The organism is Carboxydocella sp. ULO1 (assembly GCF_002049255.1).
Lineage (GTDB): Bacteria > Bacillota.
This window is the reverse complement of sequence record NZ_BDLQ01000111.1, coordinates 17,417-38,276: the sequence shown is the minus strand read 5'-3', so window position 1 is coordinate 38,276 and position 20,860 is coordinate 17,417. Positions and strand designations below refer to the sequence as shown.

The window sequence follows — 20,860 nt, the reverse complement described above, 5'->3', positions numbered from 1 at the left end:
TCGTAATTGACCATTGCGGGCCAGTTCCCGCCGTAACTTCTCCACACTCTCATGCTGGAACACAATACCCGCTAGTATGGAATTCCATATTGCCCGAACCGGATAATCGTCTCGCCCTTTACCCCGGCTTCTCTCAAGGGTCCTCATCAATTCTTCCTCTGGCATGTAATCCAGAACCAGCCGTAAACGAACTAAATCTCCAATTGTTTGTAATTCTGTCCACTCAAATAGCTTAATTTGTGGTATAATAGCCATAACAGGCATCCCTCCCTGTGTAGGATTGTTTGTCTTTTCAACTTCAATTTTATCACAGGTGGGTGCCTGTTGCTTATTTTTTTACAACATTTGAGGCTGGGGTGAATTTTTCCCTCAGCCTCTTGTTTTGCGCTAAAAACCCTTTCCTATACACCTTTTTCTGGGGTAAATTTATTTTTGACATTTCGCTATCCCTTGGCCTGTCAGGATTTTCTGACAGCGCAATTAGCTCTCTCTACACCTGTTTCCACAGTATAAGCTTCTCCTTTGACTCCACCAGGTCCTCCACTAAATCTAGATACCTGTGCCTTACCCAAATTTAGCTTAGCGTTACTTTTGAGTAGTTGAAGTAGAAGTTTTTTGAACTGTCGAAGTAGAAGTTTTGTTTGCTGCCGACTGTTGTGTTGACCTTGCTTTTCTCTCGGCGACCCTTAAGTCCCCCATACCCATTTTACCATACCTCCCATAATTTTTAATTTTTTACAGGGCTATAACTCTACCCTGTTGCAGTCGGTAGAAATAACTTCGTATATAGAATGGCAAACAACAAATTTCATTGCCATTTACTAAAACTACAAGATGCCATTTGCCTGGGATTAGCTGATTATTGGGATCAGTTGTGATCCAACCCGAAGCTTGAACTGCTTGTCCTTTGCCTGAAGGATTACCTGATACGATACAATCAGAAACGTATGCTATTTCCAACATAGGATTAACCCATACGAAACTAACTAGATGTATGCCCTTAACTTTAATAAAATCAATATTTATACCTATTTCTCCATCAGAATTGCTGAATTCCCTGTTGAGTCTAGGCAAACGTGACGTTCCGGCATACATGTCTATGTATTCAACTTCTATATTAGCAGAATCATAATTTTATTTTCTAACCTCGGAATTTTCGATTACAAGACTTGATATAGGTTTACCATTTTCTAGAACATAAGCAGGAAACGTTTGTGGGTCATTGACTCGAAAGCTGTTATTAATGAAAAAACAATAGTGATACAAGCCATCATCCAAGTTAATACTTTTTTCCCAATATCCATCGGAATCAATATCCATGGGAATATGCGCCAGTTTTGTCCTCGAATCCCAAAATTCTAAAACTACACTATCCGCTATAGGAAAGTATATCTGAAACTCAACTAAGGCCATGTGAAGTTACCCCCCTAGCCAATAAAGTTCTGTGTAATATATTTATGGCTAGATAAAATAAAAATGCAGAGTTGAATTAAAGTGCTACCCATTTCCCCATCATTTACGTTATCTGGTGTACTTCTATTGCAGTTGGTAACTTCGCTTTTGCAGTCTACAGCAAGATGAATCTTTGATTTGCTTTAACAAGTGACTAAAAGTCGACAGCGATAGCGCCCGCATTGATATATGTTATTTTACCTTTTCTGTAAATATTTTGTCAATAATGTAATTTTAATCATGTGTTTACCTTGTGAAAATGTCACCTTTCCAAGCTTTCTTGCATTTACTCAATGAAAATCTGCCTCCTAAATACAGCATATAATCGAGTAGAAGGGGGTGATTAACCTCCGTCCTCTCACACCACCGTACGTACCGTTCGGTATACGGCGGTTCACCAAGCTTGACGAATGTGATGATAACGTTCAGTCAAACTCTTCAAGCCCTGACTTTGCCAGTAGGCATTGTTCAGGGCGTTATTTAATTGTCGAGACATTCGCCAGTAGCCTTTACGGGCATTAGCCATTATATGGACTACTCGCTCCGGTAGGCCCAAGGCCCGCAGTTCACGGTATCGGGTTCGGACACGTTTCCATTGTTTCCAGACGCACATCCGCAATCTTCGCCTTAGCCACCCTTCGATTTCCTGGAATACGCCCGGCGTTTCCGCCAGCGCGTAGTATCCTATCCAGCCTCCAAGGTAGGCATTGATGCTCTTGATGCGGTCCGAAATCTTCTCTGCCCTGCTTCGTGATGTCATTTCCCGAAGTCTATTCTTTACCCGTTTAACTGTTTCCGGGGCTAATCTGATTCCTACTCTGTCTTTCCCTCTGTACATGCTGAAGCCCAGAAACTTCCGCTTCCACGGCCTGTCTACCGCACTCTTTGTCTCATTTACTTTGAGTTTTAACTTGTCCTCCAGGAAAGATTTAATGCTCTCAAACACCCGCTCTCCGGCTCGCTGACTTCGGACGTAGATGTTACAGTCGTCCGCATAGCGCACGAATCTGTGTCCTCGTCTTTCCAGTTCCCGGTCCAGGTCATCCAGCATTATGTTAGCCAGCAATGGACTCAATGGCCCTCCCTGGGGAGTGCCTTCTTCGGTGTCCATTACTACTCCGTTGACCATTACTCCGGCCTGAAGATAGCGGCGGATAAGTCTTAGTACCCGCTTGTCTCTCACTTTGCGGGCAACACGGGCCATTAAGATGTCATGGTTTACCCGGTCGAAAAATTTCTCCAGGTCCATGTCTACCACCCAGGTGTATCCTTCCTCTGCGTACGTCCTTGCCTGTCTGACCGCATCATGTCCCCTGCGTCCGGGTCTAAACCCGTAGCTGTACGGGGAAAACTCCGGATCAAAGATGGGAGTAAGCACTTGCAGGAGGGCCTGCTGGATTAGGCGGTCTATGACGGTTGGGATTCCTAATAACCTTGTTCCGCCGCCAGGTTTCGGGATTTCGACCCGGCGTACCGGTTGCGGTTTATAGGTTCCCGTGAGAAGTTCTTCCCTGATTCTGTCCCAGTGCTCCCTTACGTAGTCCCGGAGGTCTTTTACCGTGACCTGGTCGATTCCTGGGGCACCTTTGTTCTCCTCCACCCCCCCATATGGGGTTTTCTGCTGTCTTTGTGTATCTCTCGAACGTGCCAAGTCCATCCCTCGCTTTGTGTTCGGCCCTTCACCAGTTTGACGTCTGTACTGGCTACTATGACCTCTGCTGACTTCTGCCGGTTCAGCCAGGCCTTACAACCTGGGTTATTGGCATTACCAACATCTCCGGCAGACCTCCCCGGGTAAGAGCGCTGTCTTTCCCTCCATCTACCCGCCACATTTACTCTCGGCAGCCTTCGGTAGCAAGGACTTCGCTTTGTTTCGCAAGCTCATCCAACTGCCGCTAGCCTCTTATGTGGTTCCTGTTCGTCGGGCCGGAGGTTTGCCGCCGACTTCCTTCAGATTCCACCTCACGGTGGACACCCTTGTCTTAAGCTACGGCTACTGCTACCTTCGCCGTTCGGGACTTTCACCCTATAGACAACGCCCATGCCGGGCGCACAAAAAAGACACCCTCGCCAGGGTGTCTTACCTCTACAATCCCAGTTCCTCACTATGTTCCTGCATCGCCTCTAACGCCAGCCCCAGGAACTCCTCCAGGCTCAGACCCAGTTCCGTACAGGCTTGAATCTGCTCCCGGTTGGCCCCGCGGGCAAAGGATTTTTCGTGAAAACGATTGACCAGAAAAGGCACATCCACTGCCGCCAGCTTCTTCTCCGGACGGATCAGGGCTCCGGCCACAATCAGGCCGGTGGTGGGGTCAACGCTGTAGAGGGCCTTATCCAGGCGGGACAGGCGGGGCAGGCCGTGGTATTCGTTATGTACCCGCACGGCATAGACCACTTCCTCCGGCAGCCCCAGTTCAGCCAGCAGGTCGGCTCCCACCTGACTGTGGCGGGCCGGGTCATCCTTGGTCTGGTCATAATCGATATCATGCAAGAGGCCAGCTAAGCCCCAGATTTTCTCATCTTCGCCAAAATGGCGGGCCAGGCGGCGCATGACGAATTCCGCTGCCAGGCAGTGCTTGCGCAAATTTGTGTTGGTTACATATTTCTCCATCAGCTGTACTGCTTCAATTCTGTCCATCAGTCAGTCCTCCTTCTTTGATTTGAATGAATTTGCCAGTGGCTGTAGCCGCCACTTGCTGGTCCTTGAGCAAAATCAGACTGGCTTCCATTTCAATCACCCGGCCCCGGCGGTTGACCACCCGGCCCCGAACCTGTAAAGGTTCATTGATGGGAACAGGCCGCCGAAATCTCACCGTCAATTCCGCCGTAGGTGCCGTCAGGCCTTGCTTCCAGAGGTAGCGGCCCATTACTTCATCAAGCAGGGTGCAGATAATCCCTCCGTGCATGATACCGGGATAGCCCTGATGGACCGGGCCCGGAGTGAAGGTAGTCACATACTCCTCCCCCTCTATCGTAAATTCCAGATGTAAACCCCGTGGATTTTGCTTGCCACAGGCAAAACACCAGTGGTCATATTCTCCTGGAAACTCCTTCATTGCTCTGTTCCTCCAAATTTTTTATAAAGTCAATTACCGCTTCTGCCACCTGCTGGCGCTGCGGCCCTAAAGGCAAAAGGTGTCTGCCTCCTGGAAGGGACAACAACTTTTTTTCTCTGCTTCCCAGCTGGTGAAAGATGTATTCGGCACTAGCCGGGTCAACAGTCTCATCCGCATCACCCTGGATAAGCAAGACCGGTACTTGTACCAGGGGGAGTTGCTTGCGGGCAGTTCGAATAAATTCCAGTAAACTGACCAGAGCGGCCAGCGGTATGTGATCATAATTGAAATGAGTTAACAGGTAATGCCCATCTTCTTGCCTCTCTTTGGGAGCATAGCGTCTGACCCAGCGTAAATAAGGAGCCAGATAGGCTTTCTTGTTTTTGAGATAAATCGGGGCCGCCAGGCTGATCACTCCTACTACCGGCTGATAATGGGCCAGGTAGAGGCTGATCAACCCCCCCATCGATAACCCGGCCAGGTAGACCCGGTCGCACTTTTGCCTGAGCTCTACTACCGCTTTTTCCGCAGCAGCCACCCAGTCCCGCCAGCAGGTGCGGGCCAGCTCTTCCACATCAGTGCCATGGCCGGGTAACAGGGGCACCTGTACCGTCCAGCCCTGAGCCGCCAGGGCCCGGCCCAGGGGCTCCACTTCCCCCGGTGAACCGGTGAAGCCATGAATCAATACTATGCCGGTCCGGTTGCCCGGAAAAAAAAGCGGGGTGACCGGGCGTCCTGTTATCTGCATGCCTTCACCTCCAAGGGCATTTTTCTGACATTTTAGCATATTCCACCAGTAAAAAGCAATGTTATAATATAGTTATAAAAATTTGAAAGGAGTGGGTAAGATGCTGGAATTATTACAAAAGCGCCGCAGTATTCGCCGTTTTACCGACCAGCCAGTGGAGAAAGAAAAAATAGAAAAAATCCTGCAAGCGGCCCTGCTGGCGCCCTCCTCCCGCAGCCTGCGCCCCTGGGAATTCATTGTCATCCAGGATAAAAGTTTGTTGCAACAGCTGGCCAAAGCCAAGGCCCACAGTATTTCTTTTCTGGCTGAGGCACCACTGGGTATCGCTGTTATCGCCGATGAAAACAAATGCGATGTCTGGATCGAAGATGCCTCCATCGCTACCATCCTGATGCAATTGGCTGCCACCTCCCTGGGCCTGGGTTCCTGCTGGATTCAGATTCGCCTGCGGCAAACGGCAGCAGGGCAGTCCTCGGAGGAATATGTCAAGGAGGTTCTGCAGGTCCCGGCCCCTTACCGGGTCCTGGCCTTGCTGGCCATCGGCTATCCAGCCGAAACCAGGTCTCCAGCCAGCCTGGAGCAGCTGGCTTATGACAAAATCCACTATAACCAGTATAGCAAAAACCCCGTCCGCTAAGGACGGGGCTAATTGCTTATTTCAGGTTATAGAAGGTCTTTTTGCCGCGATAGATAGCCAGATTGCCCAGCTCTTCTTCAATGCGCAGCAGCTGGTTGTACTTCGCTACCCGGTCGGTGCGGGAAGGAGCACCGGTTTTGATTTGACCGGCATTAACAGCCACGGCAATATCAGCTATGGTGCTGTCTTCAGTTTCGCCGGAGCGGTGGGAGATGACATTGGTATAACCGGCCCGTTTGGCCATTTCAATGGCATCCAGGGTCTCGGTCAGAGTACCGATCTGGTTGACCTTGATCAGGATGGAGTTGGCTACCCCGCGCTCGATCCCCTTGCTCAGGCGCTCGGTATTGGTAACAAACAGGTCATCCCCTACCAGCTGGATTTTTTTGCCAAGTCTGGTAGTGAGCAGGGCCCAGCCTTCCCAGTCTTCTTCGGACATACCGTCTTCAATGGAGACGATGGGGTATCTGGACACCAGTTTTTCGTAATAGGCTACCATTTCCTCGGCAGTGTAGGATACTCCTTCGCCGGCCAGCACATATTTGCCATCTTTATACAGCTCAGTGGAAGCCACATCCAGGGCCAGGGCGATATCTTCTCCCGGCTTGTAACCGGCCTTTTCAATGGCTTCCATAATAACCTGCAGAGCCTCTTCGTTGGAGGAGAGGTTGGGAGCAAAGCCACCTTCATCACCAACGGCAGTATTCATCCCTTTGCCCTTCAACACAGTCTTCAGATTGTGGAAGACTTCAGCACCCATGCGCAGGGCTTCGGCAAAGGAATCGGCCCCCACCGGCATGATCATAAATTCCTGAATGTCCACATTATTATCCGCATGCTTGCCGCCATTGAGGATGTTCATCATGGGCACCGGCAATTCCTTGGCATTGGTGCCTCCTATGTATTGATACAGCGGCAGACCCAGGGATTTGGCAGCGGCCTTGGCTACCGCCAGGGAAACGCCCAGGATGGCATTGGCCCCCAGTTTGCCTTTATTGGGGGTACCATCCAGTTCCAGCAGGACCTTGTCGATTTCGGTCTGGAAAGTGGCATCCATGCCGATCAGCTGGGGAGCGATGATGGAATTGACATTATCCACCGCTTTTTGGACCCCTTTGCCCAGATAACGGCCTTTGTCCCCATCTCTCAGCTCAACGGCCTCAAATGCGCCGGTAGAGGCGCCTGAAGGTACAGCCGCCCGGCCCAGAGTGCCATCTTCCAGGTAGACATCTACTTCAACTGTGGGATTGCCACGGGAGTCCAGGATTTCCCGGGCATAAATATTTTCGATAATGGTTGACACAAAAAATCCCTCCCTTACTTGATCAACAGGGTTTGTCCTGTCATTTCTTCTGGCTGGGGCAAGCCCATTAGTTCCAGAATAGTAGGTGCCACATCAGCCAGCTTGCCGTCAGCGCGCAGTTTGGCCTCCTTATGTTCAGGAGAAACCAGAACAAAGGGCACCGGACTGGTGGTATGAGAAGTCAGGACATTGCCTTCATCATCCCGTTTGCAGTCCGCATTGCCATGGTCACCAGTGATGATGGCCACACCGCCCCGCTTGAGGATGGCAGGAACTACCTTAGCCAGACACTGATCCACTGCCTCTACGGCTTTAATGGTTGCTTCCATATCCCCCGTATGACCTACCATATCCGGATTAGCGTAATTGAGGATGATCACATCATATTTATCCTGTTCCAGTTCTTTCAGCAGTTCAGCGGTAACTTCAAAGGCGCTCATTTCCGGCTTCTGGTCATAGGTGGCCACTTTGGGTGAAGGTATGAGCAGGCGGTCTTCCCCGGGGTTGGGGATCTCTACCCCGCCATTAAAGAAAAACGTGACATGGGCATATTTCTCCGTTTCCGCAATGCGGAGCTGAGTTTTGCCATGGGCAGCCAGCACTTCCCCCAGGGTATTTTTCAAAGACTGGGGCGGGAAAGCCACCGGTGCCGGAATAGTGGCATCATATTCTGTCATGCAGACGAAATACACCGGGAAATAGCCTTGCCGCCGCTCAAAACCGCTGAACTCCTGGTCCACAAAAGCCCGGGTCAGCTGACGGGCCCGGTCAGGCCGGAAGTTGAAGAAAATCATGGTATCCCCGGCTTTAACAGTGGCTACCGGCTTACCTTCTGTTACAATCACTGCTGGCTTCACAAACTCATCGGTCTCACCGCGGTTATAGGCAGACTGAACTGCTTCCTCCGCCGAAGCAGCGGTAACACCTTCGCCATATACCATAGCGGCATAGGCTTTTTCCACCCGTTCCCAGCGCTTATCCCGGTCCATGGCATAGTAGCGGCCGCTGACGGTAGCGATTTTGCCTAACCCTATCGCTGATAGCTTTTGCTCCAGGGGCCTTATATATTCCAGGGCATTGGCGGGAGGCACATCCCGTCCATCCAGGAAAGCATGGATATAAACCCGCTCTACCCCCTCTGCTTTGGCCAGGTCCAGCAGGGCATAAAGATGTTCAATATGGCTGTGCACTCCTCCGTCGGAAACCAGTCCCAGCAGATGGACCGCTTTACCACTGTTTTTGGCTTTTTGCATGGCTTCCTTCAGCACTTCATTCTGGAAAAAGGTCTTTTCTTTAATAGCCAGGCTGATACGGGTAAATTCCTGGTAAACAATACGACCGGCCCCCATGTTCAGGTGCCCTACCTCGGAATTACCCATCTGACCCTGGGGCAGACCTACAGCCAGACCGGAAGCTTCCAGCGTGGTCCAGGGCCATTCCCGCAGCAACTGATGGAAATAGGGCAGGTTAGCCTGGGCAATGGCATTGCCCCGCTTTTCTTCCCGCCAGCCAAAACCATCCAGGATAATCAGGGCTAACGGTTGTTTGACAGGTTTCATTGCTTTTACCTCCTGACCAGGGCGATAAAGGAAACTGGATCCAGGCTGGCTCCTCCTACCAGAGCCCCGTCTATATTGGGCTGGGCTAAGAGACCAACGATGTTGTCAGGCTTGACACTGCCCCCGTACTGAATCCGGACTCGTTCAGCGGCTTCAGCCCCAAACAGGTCATTGACCACACCGCGGATGTAGGCGATCACTTCCTCCGCATCAGCATCAGTAGCAGTGCGGCCAGTGCCGATGGCCCAGACCGGTTCATAGGCAATAACCAGACCGGCAACCTGTTCTGCAGTCAGACCGGCCAGCCCCAGACGGGTCTGTTGTTCCACCACCTGAAAAGTCTCGCCCGCTTCCCGCTGTTCCAGGGTTTCCCCCACACAGACAATGGGAACCAGGCCGTGTTTCAATGCTGCCTTGACTTTCTTGTTCACTGTCTCATCGGTTTCAGCAAAATATTGCCGCCGCTCGGAATGGCCTACTATCACATAGCTGACACCCAGTTCCTTTAACATCAGGGGAGAAATTTCCCCGGTATAGGCACCCTGTTCTTCCCAGAACAGGTCCTGGGCCCCAATACGAATAGGAGTGCCCTTCACCGCCTCGGCCAGGGAGGCCAGGGCGGTGAAGGGTGCACAGATGACCGTTTCCGCGGCGGTGGCACCGGCCAGCTCAGGCTTAATAGCTTCCACAAAAGCCAGGGCCTCAGCTACCGTTTTATGCATTTTCCAGTTCCCGGCGATAATTGGTTGCCGCAAACCGGGCCACCTCCATTCACGTATGAAATTTATTTATCCTGCAGTACTGCTACGCCAGGCAGGGTCTTGCCTTCCAGAAACTCCAGGGAAGCGCCGCCCCCGGTGGAAATGTGGGTCATTTTTTCGGCTACGCCCACTTTTTCTACTGCTGCTACCGAATCGCCACCACCGATGATGGTAGTGCCAGGGCATTCGGCCATAGCCTTTGCCACCGCTTCGGTGCCTCTGGCAAAGGCATCCATTTCAAAGACCCCCATAGGTCCATTCCAGACCACAGTTTTGGCCTGGCGAATTACTCCAGCGTACTTTTCAGCGGTAGCCGGGCCAATGTCCAGGGCCTGCCAGTCAGCAGGAATTTCCCCTACGGCTACTGTCTTATGTTCAGCATCGGGAGCGAAGGCGGCTGCTACTACTACATCCCGGGGCAGCAACAGTTCTACTCCTCGTTGCTGGGCTGTAGCCAGCAGTTCTTTTGCCAGCTGGACCTTATCCTCTTCCACCAGGGACTTACCCAGTTCATACCCCTGAGCCTTGAGGAAGGTGTTGGCCATGCCGCCACCGATGATCAGAGTATCCACTTTGGTGAGCAGATTCTGGATAACCCCGATTTTGTCTGACACCTTGGCCCCACCGATAATAGCCACAAAGGGCCGCTCCGGATTGGCCAGGGCCTTGCCCATGATGCTGATTTCCTTTTCCATCAGGAAACCGGCCACAGCCGGCAGGTACTGGGCCACACCGGCGGTGCTGGCATGGGCCCGGTGAGCAGCGCCAAAGGCATCATTGACGAATAGATCGGCTAAAGCCGCCAGTTTTTTCGCGAATTCAGGATCGTTTTTCTCTTCCTCAGCATGGAAGCGCACATTCTCCAGCAGCAGTGCCTGCCCGGGTGCCAGCGCAGCAACGGCAGCCTCGGCTTCCGGGCCAACACAGTCACTGGTTTTGGCCACTTCCTGGCCCAGCAGCTCACTTAAACGCTTGGCAACCTGGTCCAGACGGTATTTTTCATTAACCTGGCCTTTCGGCCGGCCAAAGTGGGAAGCCAGAATTACTTTGGCTCCCTGTTCCAGCAGGTATTTAATGGTGGGCAGTGCAGCCCTGATCCGGGTATCATCGGTAATTTGCCGGTTTTCGTCCGTGGGGACATTAAAATCCACCCGAACCAGAACCCGTTTGCCCTTAACGTCCACATCGCGGATGGTCTTTTTTTCCACGCGGGCCCACCTCCCTGTTTTTTAACCCACTCTATATCTTACCATTACAGACCTTTGGAAGCAATATACAGAGCCAGATCCACTACCCGGCAGGAGTAACCCCATTCATTGTCATACCAGGATACAATCTTGGCCAGTTTTTTATCAATCACCATGGTGGAGAGGCCATCCACAATAGAAGAATTGGAATTGCCATTGAAATCCCTGGAAACCAGGGGCTCTTCGGTGTAGGCCAGAATGCCTTTCAATTCCCCTTCAGCTGCAGCTTTGAGAGCGGCATTGATTTCTTCCGCTGTTGCTTCGGTAGCCAGCTCACAGACCAGGTCAACTACAGAAACATTAGGAGTGGGAACCCGCATTGCGAAGCCATTCAGTTTGCCCTTCAGTTCCGGCAGAACCAGACCGACCGCTTTAGCTGCACCGGTAGTGGTAGGAATGATGGACATAGCAGCAGCCCGGGCCCGGCGCAAATCCTTATGAGGCAGGTCCAGAATTTGCTGGTCATTGGTATAGGAGTGTACTGTGGTCATCAAGCCCCGCACAATCCCGAACTTCTCGTGGATAACTTTGGCAAAGGGAGCCAGGCAGTTGGTGGTGCAGGAGGCATTGGAAACTACATGGTGGTTAGCTGGATCATATTTGTCCTGGTTAACCCCCATCACAATAGTGATATCTTCATTTTTGGCTGGAGCAGAAATGATGACTTTCTTAGCGCCAGCTTGCAGGTGTTTGGCAGCATCTTCCCGGTTGGTGAAACGACCGGTGGATTCCACCACAATATCCACCCCCAGATCGCCCCAGGGCAGATTGGCCGGGTCCTTTTCAGCATAAACCTTGATAGCCTTGCCATTAACGATAATCTCCCCGTCGCCAGCCTGTACTTCGGCATTGAGGATGCCATGCACAGAGTCATATTTCAGCAGATGAGCCAGGGTTTTAGCATCAGTCAGGTCATTGATGGCTACGATTTCGATTTCCGGCTTGTTGAGAGCAGCCCGGAAAACATTGCGGCCAATGCGGCCAAAACCGTTAATACCTACGCGTACTGTCATGATTCATCTCTCCTTTACTGCTAATTCTTTTTCCTTAATGTTTCCAGCATTGCCTGAGCGGCCCCTTCATCTGTCACCAGGTATTTCAGTACCCCGGTGGCAGCGACCGCCAGTATGGCTTGAGCTTTATGTTTACCACCTGCTACCGCCAGAGTGGAAGCAGGGGGTAATTCCTGAAGATTTAAGCCAATGTTGCGCGCCGAAAGCACTACCTTACCATCTTTGTCTACATAAGAGCCAAGGGCCTCTCCCACGGCTCCATGGCGCATCAGCCAGCTGATTTCCACCTGGGGCAGATGACGGCGTTTGGCCATTTCCACCGCATCGCCGATCCCGTGAATCACCAGCTGAGCCTGGGTCATCAGCCGCAACATCTCCTGAATGTGGGGCTCTTCCAGCAGGGCCAGGCGCGCCTGGGGCGACAGAGCGTCAGGAACGTGGAACAGGCGATACTCCCCGCCCAGTTTGCCTGCCAGTAAGGCAGCAATGGCGTTGGCCTGAGTGCGCATTTCTGTTCCGAAACCACCCCGGGCCGGTACCACTAGAATGGAACGCCCCGGACTGATTTCTGGCAGGCTTTCCACCACACTCAAAGTGGACGTGCCGCCGGTAACAGCAATGGTTTCAATTTTATCCTTGTGGATAATTTCCTGCAAGAAGTTGGCCCCGGCCCGACCCATTTCCTTCAGAACCTGGCGCTCCTGGTCCAGATCCCCGGACACTACAATCACTTTATGTAAACCGAGGCGACTGGCCAGCTCCTCTTCCAGGGAAGTGAGTCCTTTCAGCAAGCGGATTAATTGCTCCAGACCGAAAATGACCTCTTCACCTTCGGGAGTAATGACCATCCCGCCTGGCTGGGCCTCCACCAGACCCTGAGTGCGCAGGAAGTCGGTTTCATTGCGTACAATCCGTTCCCCCATGCGCAGGTTGGCGGCTAATACCCGGCGTCCAATCGGCTGGGCAAAATAGATGCTGCGAAGAATAGTATACCTTTTCTCCAGCTGCTGTATGAGCTCAGGCACTACTTTCTGTCCGTAGTGAACCAGCTCCTGTAATGCCAGTTCCTGGCTGTTAGGCCCGTTATTGTCCCGCCCATTCAATTATGGTCCCGCCTTTCCGAAAAAAAGATGGTGCATTTGCCCCACATCCATATTCTAAGGTAAGCAATTCCACCTTGTCAAGAGGGGCATTTATAGGATGCACCAAGTTGTAATATTCTATGCAATTCTAGTAGCGTTTGCGCCTTGCTGCTGCTGGTATGCCCAGCTCATCCCGGTATTTGGCCACGGTGCGCCGGGAAATCTGGATTCCCTTCTGGCCTAAGAGTTCCGCCAGTTTTTGATCAGACAGAGGCTGTTTCGGATCCTCATTGCTGATCAATTCTTTCAGCAGCAATTTGACACTGCGGGAGGAAACTTCCTGCCCACCCCCGCTTTCCAGCCCGCTGGCGAAGAAATATTTTACCTCAAATACGCCATGGGGGGTCTGGATATATTTGTTAGCGGTAGCCCGGCTGATGGTAGATTCATGTAAGTCCAGCAGCTCGGCTACCTGTTTCAGGTTCAGCGGTTTTAAATAACGCAAACCGAAATCAAAAAAGTCTTTTTGCAATTGCACCAGACAGTTGGCCACCCGGTACAGGGTCAGACGCCGCTGTTCAATGGCTCGAATCAGCCAGCTGGCGGCATTGAGTTTGGCCTCTACATATTTTCTGGCTTCCGAATCTTTTTCCTGCAAAAGAATGGAGCGATAGGTGGAATTGATGGTCAGTTGCGGCACACCATAATCATTAACCAGCACGATATATTCCCCATCGATTTTTTCCACCACAATATCTGGCACTACATAGCGCACATCCTGGTTGCCCCCAAAGCGCCGCCCCGGTTTGGGATCCAGTTGTTTGATCAAGTCATAGAGGCGCTGAATTTCCTCCACCGGCACCCCCAGGGCCCGGGCTACTTTCGGCCCTTTCCCCTCCCCCAGAGCTGTCAAATGATGCTGGATCAAAGCCGGCAAGAGGGGTTCATTCCAGCCCAGAGCTTCTACCTGCAGAAGTAAACATTCCTGTAAATTGCGGGCAGCTACTCCGGCCGGATCGAAAGTCTGGATGGTACGCAAAACTTTCTCTACCTTTTCGACCGGAACCTGCAAGCTACGGGCAATTTCCTCCGTACTGCAGGTCAAATAGCCATTATCATCCAGGTTACCGATAATAAACTCGCCGATTTCCTTCTCCCCGGGGTCCAAAGGGCTGACATTAAGCTGGAACAGCAGGTGTTCCACCAGAGTCGGTCCCTGAGTGAGGAAATTTTCCCACTGTACCTGTTCCTTTTCTTCCTCGGCTCCCTGCCTGACTATGCCCAGATCGGATTTGTCAGCAAAATACTCCTGCCAGTCAACATCCAGGCCATCATCCTTCCCCCCGTTAGCTTCCACTTCCGTTTCCGGCAGCTCTTCCTTGTCTTCCTTGATTTCCAGAACAGGATTTTCCTGTAGCTCCTGTTGCACGTACTCAGACAGTTCCAGGGCCGATAACTGCAAGACAGTGATGGCCTGGCGCAATTCGGGAGTCATTATCAATTTCTGGCTCTGTTCCAGGTTCAGTCCATAACCTATGCGGATTGACATAGCTCCCTACTTCCCTTCCCAGGCTAATACTAATAACTTCTCTTCTCTACCGGGGAAATCCTCTTTTTACTGCTAATTTATTCGCAAGGGCCTGGCAGGTATACCTCCAACTACCGCTCCTGCTTCCACATCCCCGGTTACCAGTGACATGGCTGAGATTTTGGCCCCATCACCGATAGTCACCCCCGGCAGAATAGTGGTGTTGGCCCCAATCATGACATTTTTGCCAATTTTTACTTCTCCCAGCCGGTATTCTTCCACCAAATATTCATGGGTCAGGATGGTACAGTTATATCCGATCACTGTATTATCCCCAATGCTGATGCGGTTAGGGAAAAAGATATCCGGCATCATCATCAGACCCAGAGAAACATTCTTCCCCAGCTGCATTCCCAGCAAATGGCGGTAGAGCCAGGCTTTCAGGCGCAAAGAAGGACAATAGCGTCCCAGCTGTATTATAGCAAAATTGAACATCACCCGCCAGGGTGAAATAATTCGGGTCCAGTGTTGCATACTATTCGGTCCCTCTACCCGGTAGCTCTCAACTCTGCGCTTCATCTTCTCCCTCCCGCTTGAGCCATCGCTGTAAATCAACCTGCAAGCCATCATAAGCGGCACTGGTCGGCACCCCACTGACCGCTTCCACGTATGCCGCCATGGCCGGTCGTAAATCTTCCGGCCAGACACAGCAGTGATTAAAATGGGTAATGTAGCACTGTTTTATATTGCTTTCTCGCAACAGATAAGGCAGGCCCAGGGTGGTAATATGCCGGTGAAACCAGCTATTATGGGCCGTAACATTGGCAATGAGGAGATCCACTTTCCGGTAGGCCTGTACCAGTTCCTCCCGCCAGCTGATCGCTTCCTGGAAATCCAGCACCGGCCCCCAGGGGATAACCTCCTTGATTCCACTGAAAGTGCGATAACTGCGGAGAAAATTGGTATCACTGGTGTAGCCCAGGATTAACCCCGGGGCTTTCAGAATAAACCCATAGTTTTCCGGACCATGATATGCCGGTACAGGAATCAGAGTCAGCTCTCCCAGGGCAATCGGCTGATAGGCCTGCAAAAACACCACTTCCGGGCCGCCCAGATAGCCGCTATGGGCCGCCTCCCCCCGGTGAAAGGTGCTGATATGGGCATTTTCCTCCACCATATCCCGGGGCAGCAAGAGCTTTCCCCGGCGGCTGGACATGGCCCAGCACATGCCCTCGATAATGCTTTCCGCCCCGGCATAATGGTCCACATGGCCATGGGAGATATAGACAGCATCCAGCTGACCCAGATCAATCCCCAGTTCCAGGGCAGCATATAACGCCCCCGGTCCTGGATCCACCATGAAATAGAAATCCCCCAGCTGCAGAAAAAATCCAGCAGTCCGCGGTTGCTGGCTGATTACCGCTTCCGGGTTACCGCCGGTACCAAGAAAAGTCAGAGTCCAGCTCTTCTCTTTCTCCTGCCGCCCTTCCCGCAGTTTATAGAAACGGCGGCTGGCCTCTACAGCCATCGCTGTTTTGTACCGCAAAAAAGCATCCAGTTCCTCTTTTTTCATTCCCCTTTCTCCCCCTGTAACAGGCGACTGGCCAGCTGCTCCAGCTTGCGCAGGCGATGGTTCACCCCGGATTTGCTCAAAGGCGGTTCCAGCAGTTCCCCCAGTTCCTTCAAACTGATATCGGGATAATTAAGCCGTGCTTCTGCCACCTGCCGTAAACCCTCCGGCAAATTGGACAAACCCACCCTCTCCGCCAGCAGGCGAATATTTTCCAGCTGCCGGACTGCAGCATTCACCGTTTTGGATAGATTGGCAGTTTCACAATTGACCAGCCGGTTAACATTATTGCGCATTTCCTTCACGACCCGGGCATTTTCCAGTTCCAGCCGGGCCCGATTGGCTCCAATCAGGCTGAGAAAATCGGCAATCTGTTCTGCCTCCTTGAGGTAGACTACAAAATTGTTTTTGCGGGCAGTCAGCTTGCCTTTTAGCCCCAGATCGCGCAAGAGATTGACGATAGCTTCCCCGTCTTCCTGGTTGTCAACGATAATTTCCAGGTGATAGTCCCGTTCCGGGTCATTGACAGAGCCGCCCCCCAGAAAGGCTCCCCGTAAATAAGAGCGTTTACAGCAATCCCGGGCCAGCAATGGGTCAGCAATTCCATCCCAGAGCTCTCCCCTTTCATCAAGTACCCCGGCAAAGAGCAGGATTTTTTTTACCTCATCACTATCTGCCACTTTTACTATATATGTGTTATGTTTTTTCAATCTATTCTGTTTGCTGACCAGAATATCCGCCTGTACACCAAATAATTTCTTGAGCAAGGAAAAAACCTTGCGGGCAATAGCGGCGCTTTCAGTATGTATAGACAAGGCCCAGCCCGTCCCGGCACTGAGCTGCAGGGAACCATCCATTTTGATTAAAGCGGCCAGCTCCGCCTTCAGGCAACCTTCATGAGGTGGTAACAGCCGGGCCAGTTCTTCTTTAGTTTGCAGTGAAAAAGACATTTTCCCACCCCCAGTCCATTTTAACACAGCCAGGAGAGCAGGAAAAGCAAAAGCGGCGGGAAATTCCGCCGCTGACCTTTAGGAAGTTGGTTTTAACCGTTTGAAAAATTCACTGATTTGATCAAAAAACTCGCTGATAGGCCGGCCCTGCCGCACACCGGCAGCAATTTTTTTGATCCTGCCTACTGCATCTGGATCAGTTTCCACTACGGCATTGACTATCCGCGGGTCCCGTTTGGCAGTAGTCGCTGCTTTTTCGCGAATAGCTTCCACTTTGGTTCCTTCAATCCCGGCCTTCAAGTCCAGACCGATCAGGGCCACATTGCCTACCACCACTACTGAAGCCTTGTTCACTCCGTCGATCCGGGAAACGGCATCAGCAATATCATCGGCTGCATCCCGGGCCTGCGCCTGGGTACGGGGCCCTTCTGTCCGCGGCGGTGTGGGAGTAGGCGCCGGAGTAGTAATAGTCCCTGGCGGGGTAGGTGCTGGCGCCGTTGGCGGTGCCGGTTTCCGGGCCGGACATCCTCCGGACCAGATCAGGGTTGCGGCCAGGACAGCAGTTAACCAAGCTATCTCTTTGCGCTTTGACATCAATTTCACCTCCCTCGGCACAAACTCAAGTTTAGTTTGCCCGTCCGGGAGGGATCTATGCGTTAGATTAATAAGGATAAGTCCATTGTTTGGTCAAACGCAGGATAATCCGGGCCAGCCGCCCGGCATTGTGACGCACCACCTCGGATAAATCGGCCACCGGTTCCACCAGGGCCACCACATTCAGCTTCTTAACCCTGTCCCCATCATAACGGACCGGGTACTGACCCTGAGCCGCATATTTGCGCAGCAAATCCGCCGGGATCCGCGTTTTGTTGGCAATCACTACATCCACAATATCACCCGCATGTTTTTGGATAGCGGCAACATGGTCACTGACGGTATAATCATCAGTCTCTCCAGGCTGAGTCATGATATTGCATACATAAACCTTGGGACAACGGGCCTGGGCCAGCGCCTCAGCAATGGGCTTAATCAAAAGATTGGGCAATACGGAAGTATACAGGCTCCCCGGCCCTAAAACGATGATATCCGCTTCCTGAATGGCCTTGATTACCTCCCCGTAAGCCTCCACTTCTTCCGGCTCCAGCCAGACCCGACGTATCCGCCCTTTGGCCCCGGGGATGAGGGATTCCCCCCGTACAATCCGGCCATCACTCATTTCCGCTACCAGAGTAACCTGCTGGGTGGTAGAAGGTAACACCCTGCCCCGCACGGCCAGCAATAAGCCCAGCTCATTGATGGCCCTGACAAAACTGCCACTGAGCTGAGTCATAGCCGTTAACATCAGGTTACCCATGGTGTGGCCTTTTAAACCGGCTTCTTCATTAAAACGATACTGCAGCAGCTCTCCTAACCGGCTGCCTGGTTCAGCCAGAGCCGCCAGGCAGTTGCGCACATCCCCTGGAGGCAGCATACCATAATGTTCCCTTAGCCGCCCGGAGCTGCCCCCATCATCGGCCATGGTTACAACCGCAGTCAAATTGCTGGTATATTCCTTCAATCCGCGCAAAAGCACCGATAGCCCGGTGCCGCCCCCGATGACCACGATATTGGGCCCTAAGCGCAAGTTGCGTTTTTCCCAGACTTTATCCACCAGCCGCCAGGAGCGGTAGGGTAAAACTGCCATCACCACAGAGGTAATAGCACTGAGCAGGCCGTAAACCAGCAATACTGCCCCTGTTACCAGCAAACCAGCTCCAACCACTGCTATCCCTTTACCCCCCAGCAGCTGCCGGGAGCGGGTAAAAAAATTGGCCAGCCAGACCAGCATATCCCAGTTAAGCACAAAGGTCAGGCCCAGAACCAGGAAGCCGGCTCCAATTAGAGCCAGAAAGAACCAGCGCTTTACTCCCATGCCGGGCAAAAACCATTTCCACTGGCGAGGCCTCCGGCGTCTCACTAAATTTCCCTCCCTTTTTCCCGTTGAATGTCCCGGTGGCGCACCTCTACCCGATAGGATTTATCCCCCCTGTCAGCCAGCAATTCGGCCAGACGATTGGTCAGGGTCACAGAGCGGTGCTGGCCCCCGGTACAACCAATGGCAATAGTTAAACTGGTTTTGCCTTCTTTAATATATTCGGGAATAAGGAAAGTGATTAAATCCAGAAATTTGTCCAGAAACTTTTTAGTTTCTTCCCGGGAGACAACGTATTCCTGCACCTCCGGGTCATTGCCGGTTAAAGGCCTGAGCTCCTTGATATAAAAGGGATTGGGCAGGAAACGAACATCTATTACCAGATCCGCATCCAGCGGGATCCCGTATTTGTAGCCAAAAGACATAACTGTAATGCTGAGCCGGGCCCCTTCCTCTTCCGGCTGGAAGGCCCGGAAAATTTCTTCTTTAAGTTCAGCTGGCTTCAGACTTGAGGTATCGATAATGCGATGGGCCCGGCCCCTTAGTTCTTCCAGCTTGGCCCGCTCCCGCCTGATGCCATCCAGCACTGTCCCCCCGCCAGCCAGAGGATGGCGCCTTCTGGTTTCCTTAAAGCGGCGGACCAGCACCTCATCAGCCGCCTCCAGGAACAGAATGCGGTAATCTACTTTCTGTTGTTGCAGATAATCCAGGGCTTCCTGCATCTGGTCAAAAAACCGGCCGCCCCGCATATCCATTACCAGGGCATAGCGATAAGGCTGGCCTTTGACCTGCCGGGTCAATTCCACAAATTTGCTGACCAGGGCCGGGGGCAAATTGTCCACCACGAAAAAGCCCATGTCTTCAAAAGCCCTCACCGCCGTACTTTTGCCGGCCCCGGAAAGGCCGGTGATGATAATCAGACTGATATCCTTCATTCCCTTCACCCTTTCCGCTAACTAACTTCGCTTTCCATCCGGCTTATTCCTGCCAGCAATTGCGGATTCTTTCCTCCGGCACTCCGGCTTTCTGCAACAGTTCAATTCCATCGGTCAGCCTCCCTACCGTGGCGGGAAAATGGGCATCACTGTTTACGACAAATTCAACCCCTGTAAGCACCAGTTCCCTGATATCCTCCACCTTCTGGTAATGATGTCCGGTATTGATTTCATAAGCAACTCCCTGTTCAGCACAGCAAAGGGCTATTTCCCGCCGATCCAGGGGCATGCCCAGATCAGGGTGAGAGAGAATATCCACCGGGTATTGATGCAGTGCTTCCTTGACCGTTTTGGTGTTGTCGGTCCGGATTTTTTCCTTGTATCCCCGGGAAAGACGGGCCAGCTGGTTAGCGATGACCCAGCCCGCTCCATCAGTATCAGCAGGCCAGACATAGGGATGTAGCCCGACAATCAGCAAATCCAGCTCTTTTATTACTTCTTCCGGCAGGTCGATTGTTCCTGCCGGATTGATAATATCCGCTTCTGCTCCCACCTTGATTTCCAGTTCAGGAAAAGCAGGGGCCAGGTCAGCAATTTCCTTTTTTATGTCCAGGTAGGTTTGCCCGTTTTCAACCCCAACCCCGATATTAGCCGGTCCGTGATCGGTGATAGCAATGGAAGCCAGCCCCCGCTGTCGGGCCGCCTCCAGATTTTCCCGTACCGTACCTCGACCATCACTGTACCGGGTATGAGTGTGCCAGTCCGCCCACTTAGCCATCAAAATCACCTCCGGCAAACAGTGTATCCGCCGGAACAAAAAAATAACCGGCCTACCAGCCGGATTAGTAACCATATTCCCTGAGATACTGAACGATCAGCTTGTCCAATTCACGGGAAAGGGCATAGACATCAGCAGCTAAAAAGTTCTGACCATTTCGGGCCAGTATCTCTGCCAGTTGCCGTTGCTGTCGGCTGATCGCTGACAGCAGTTCCTCCTTGGACACCGTTATCACCCCACCTGATTATTCCTGTCTCTGTGAAAAGAAAGTTGTTACAAACAAAAAATCACAAGTAAAAGTATACGGGTAGTTCCTGTATTTGTCAAGG

The 20,860-nt window shown here is 52.0% G+C and carries 21 protein-coding genes and 1 pseudogene; 1 reads left to right on the top strand and 21 read right to left on the bottom strand.

Annotation, left to right across the window (positions count from 1 at the left end):
* The 6 genes and pseudogenes from ULO1_RS12310 to ULO1_RS12280 all read right to left on the bottom strand — a co-directional run.
* Positions 1-255: pseudogene (locus tag ULO1_RS12310) on the bottom strand (DDE transposase); the annotation flags it as partial.
* 879 nt (positions 256-1,134) lie between these two features.
* Complete coding sequence (locus ULO1_RS12305) at positions 1,135-1,413, bottom strand: hypothetical protein (RefSeq protein ID WP_079933681.1); 279 nt, start codon at positions 1,411-1,413, stop codon at positions 1,135-1,137.
* Positions 1,414-1,846: 433 nt separating this feature from the next.
* A complete protein-coding gene (ltrA, locus tag ULO1_RS12300) occupies positions 1,847-3,109 on the bottom strand; it encodes a group II intron reverse transcriptase/maturase (protein ID WP_079933680.1) in 1,263 nt (420 codons plus the stop codon).
* A gap of 429 nt (positions 3,110-3,538) precedes the next feature.
* The gene (locus ULO1_RS12290) at positions 3,539-4,090 is read right to left on the bottom strand and encodes an HDIG domain-containing metalloprotein (RefSeq protein ID WP_079906790.1); all 552 of its coding nucleotides are present in this window, start codon (positions 4,088-4,090) and stop codon (positions 3,539-3,541) included.
* Positions 4,077-4,508: a PaaI family thioesterase gene (locus ULO1_RS12285; RefSeq protein ID WP_079933679.1), complete on the bottom strand. Its 432-nt coding sequence runs from the start codon at positions 4,506-4,508 to the stop codon at positions 4,077-4,079. The genes ULO1_RS12290 and ULO1_RS12285 overlap by 14 nt, the downstream gene beginning before the upstream one ends.
* Entirely contained in the window at positions 4,483-5,256 is a 774-nt protein-coding gene (locus ULO1_RS12280; protein WP_159446901.1) for a carboxylesterase, read from the bottom strand. The genes ULO1_RS12285 and ULO1_RS12280 overlap by 26 nt, the downstream gene beginning before the upstream one ends.
* Positions 5,257-5,356: 100 nt before the next feature.
* On the opposite strand from ULO1_RS12280, the gene ULO1_RS12275 reads away from it, so the two are divergent.
* Positions 5,357-5,893: a nitroreductase family protein gene (locus tag ULO1_RS12275; RefSeq protein ID WP_078666588.1), complete on the top strand. Its 537-nt coding sequence runs from the start codon at positions 5,357-5,359 to the stop codon at positions 5,891-5,893.
* Positions 5,894-5,909: 16 nt separating this feature from the next.
* Here ULO1_RS12275 and eno read toward each other — a convergent pair whose 3' ends face one another.
* The 15 genes from eno to ULO1_RS12200 all read right to left on the bottom strand — a co-directional run bounded on the left by eno (position 5,910) and on the right by ULO1_RS12200 (position 20,757).
* Positions 5,910-7,196: a phosphopyruvate hydratase gene (eno, locus tag ULO1_RS12270; protein WP_079906786.1), complete on the bottom strand. Its 1,287-nt coding sequence runs from the start codon at positions 7,194-7,196 to the stop codon at positions 5,910-5,912.
* Positions 7,197-7,210: 14 nt separating this feature from the next.
* Positions 7,211-8,755 carry a 2,3-bisphosphoglycerate-independent phosphoglycerate mutase gene (gpmI, locus tag ULO1_RS12265; protein ID WP_079906784.1) on the bottom strand — a complete coding sequence of 515 codons (1,545 nt, stop codon included), beginning with the start codon at positions 8,753-8,755 and terminating at the stop codon, positions 7,211-7,213.
* Positions 8,756-8,760: 5 nt separating this feature from the next.
* Positions 8,761-9,510, bottom strand: coding sequence for a triose-phosphate isomerase (gene tpiA, locus ULO1_RS12260; RefSeq protein ID WP_079933677.1), 750 nt, complete (start codon positions 9,508-9,510; stop codon positions 8,761-8,763).
* 29 nt (positions 9,511-9,539) lie between these two features.
* On the bottom strand, positions 9,540-10,724 hold the full coding sequence (locus ULO1_RS12255; RefSeq protein WP_079906783.1) for a phosphoglycerate kinase: 1,185 nt from the start codon (positions 10,722-10,724) through the stop codon (positions 9,540-9,542).
* Positions 10,725-10,768: 44 nt separating this feature from the next.
* Positions 10,769-11,776: a type I glyceraldehyde-3-phosphate dehydrogenase gene (gene gap / locus ULO1_RS12250; RefSeq protein ID WP_079906781.1), complete on the bottom strand. Its 1,008-nt coding sequence runs from the start codon at positions 11,774-11,776 to the stop codon at positions 10,769-10,771.
* Between the two features lie 20 nt (positions 11,777-11,796).
* Positions 11,797-12,879: a sugar-binding transcriptional regulator gene (locus ULO1_RS12245; protein ID WP_079933676.1), complete on the bottom strand. Its 1,083-nt coding sequence runs from the start codon at positions 12,877-12,879 to the stop codon at positions 11,797-11,799.
* 127 nt (positions 12,880-13,006) lie between these two features.
* Positions 13,007-14,407 carry an RNA polymerase factor sigma-54 gene (gene rpoN / locus ULO1_RS12240; protein WP_307167976.1) on the bottom strand — a complete coding sequence of 467 codons (1,401 nt, stop codon included), beginning with the start codon at positions 14,405-14,407 and terminating at the stop codon, positions 13,007-13,009.
* Positions 14,408-14,479: 72 nt separating this feature from the next.
* Positions 14,480-14,965, bottom strand: coding sequence for a DapH/DapD/GlmU-related protein (locus ULO1_RS12235; RefSeq protein WP_078665994.1), 486 nt, complete (start codon positions 14,963-14,965; stop codon positions 14,480-14,482).
* Entirely contained in the window at positions 14,949-15,959 is a 1,011-nt protein-coding gene (locus ULO1_RS12230) for an MBL fold metallo-hydrolase (protein ID WP_079933675.1), read from the bottom strand. Before ULO1_RS12230 ends, ULO1_RS12235 begins: the two co-directional genes overlap by 17 nt.
* Entirely contained in the window at positions 15,956-16,906 is a 951-nt protein-coding gene (gene whiA / locus ULO1_RS12225; protein WP_078665996.1) for a DNA-binding protein WhiA, read from the bottom strand. The genes ULO1_RS12230 and whiA overlap by 4 nt, the downstream gene beginning before the upstream one ends.
* A 78-nt stretch (positions 16,907-16,984) precedes the next feature.
* Positions 16,985-17,500, bottom strand: coding sequence for a YhcN/YlaJ family sporulation lipoprotein (locus ULO1_RS12220; RefSeq protein ID WP_079933674.1), 516 nt, complete (start codon positions 17,498-17,500; stop codon positions 16,985-16,987).
* 67 nt (positions 17,501-17,567) lie between these two features.
* Positions 17,568-18,863: a YvcK family protein gene (yvcK, locus tag ULO1_RS12215; RefSeq protein WP_078665998.1), complete on the bottom strand. Its 1,296-nt coding sequence runs from the start codon at positions 18,861-18,863 to the stop codon at positions 17,568-17,570.
* On the bottom strand, positions 18,863-19,753 hold the full coding sequence (gene rapZ / locus ULO1_RS12210; protein ID WP_078665999.1) for an RNase adapter RapZ: 891 nt from the start codon (positions 19,751-19,753) through the stop codon (positions 18,863-18,865). The genes yvcK and rapZ overlap by 1 nt, the downstream gene beginning before the upstream one ends.
* Before the next feature lie 43 nt (positions 19,754-19,796).
* Complete coding sequence (locus ULO1_RS12205; protein WP_078666000.1) at positions 19,797-20,531, bottom strand: PHP domain-containing protein; 735 nt, start codon at positions 20,529-20,531, stop codon at positions 19,797-19,799.
* A 64-nt stretch (positions 20,532-20,595) separates the two neighbouring features.
* Positions 20,596-20,757: an aspartyl-phosphate phosphatase Spo0E family protein gene (locus ULO1_RS12200; RefSeq protein WP_159071800.1), complete on the bottom strand. Its 162-nt coding sequence runs from the start codon at positions 20,755-20,757 to the stop codon at positions 20,596-20,598.
* Positions 20,758-20,860 lie beyond the last annotated feature (103 nt).

Coding starts and splice junctions, on each gene's coding strand:
- whiA (WP_078665996.1), bottom strand. CDS start 16,906: ATGTCTTTTTCACTGCAAACTAAAGAAGAACTGGCCCGGCTGTTACCA.
- ULO1_RS12285 (WP_079933679.1), bottom strand. CDS start 4,508: ATGAAGGAGTTTCCAGGAGAATATGACCACTGGTGTTTTGCCTGTGGC.
- ULO1_RS12205 (WP_078666000.1), bottom strand. CDS start 20,531: ATGGCTAAGTGGGCGGACTGGCACACTCATACCCGGTACAGTGATGGT.
- gpmI (WP_079906784.1), bottom strand. CDS start 8,755: ATGAAACCTGTCAAACAACCGTTAGCCCTGATTATCCTGGATGGTTTT.
- ULO1_RS12280 (WP_159446901.1), bottom strand. CDS start 5,256: ATGCAGATAACAGGACGCCCGGTCACCCCGCTTTTTTTTCCGGGCAAC.
- ltrA (WP_079933680.1), bottom strand. CDS start 3,109: ATGGACTTGGCACGTTCGAGAGATACACAAAGACAGCAGAAAACCCCA.
- ULO1_RS12235 (WP_078665994.1), bottom strand. CDS start 14,965: ATGAAGCGCAGAGTTGAGAGCTACCGGGTAGAGGGACCGAATAGTATG.
- rpoN (WP_307167976.1), bottom strand. CDS start 14,407: ATGTCAATCCGCATAGGTTATGGACTGAACCTGGAACAGAGCCAGAAA.
- rapZ (WP_078665999.1), bottom strand. CDS start 19,753: ATGAAGGATATCAGTCTGATTATCATCACCGGCCTTTCCGGGGCCGGC.
- ULO1_RS12290 (WP_079906790.1), bottom strand. CDS start 4,090: ATGGACAGAATTGAAGCAGTACAGCTGATGGAGAAATATGTAACCAAC.
- ULO1_RS12305 (WP_079933681.1), bottom strand. CDS start 1,413: ATGGCCTTAGTTGAGTTTCAGATATACTTTCCTATAGCGGATAGTGTA.
- ULO1_RS12230 (WP_079933675.1), bottom strand. CDS start 15,959: ATGAAAAAAGAGGAACTGGATGCTTTTTTGCGGTACAAAACAGCGATG.
- ULO1_RS12275 (WP_078666588.1), top strand. CDS start 5,357: ATGCTGGAATTATTACAAAAGCGCCGCAGTATTCGCCGTTTTACCGAC.
- gap (WP_079906781.1), bottom strand. CDS start 11,776: ATGACAGTACGCGTAGGTATTAACGGTTTTGGCCGCATTGGCCGCAAT.
- ULO1_RS12220 (WP_079933674.1), bottom strand. CDS start 17,500: ATGTCAAAGCGCAAAGAGATAGCTTGGTTAACTGCTGTCCTGGCCGCA.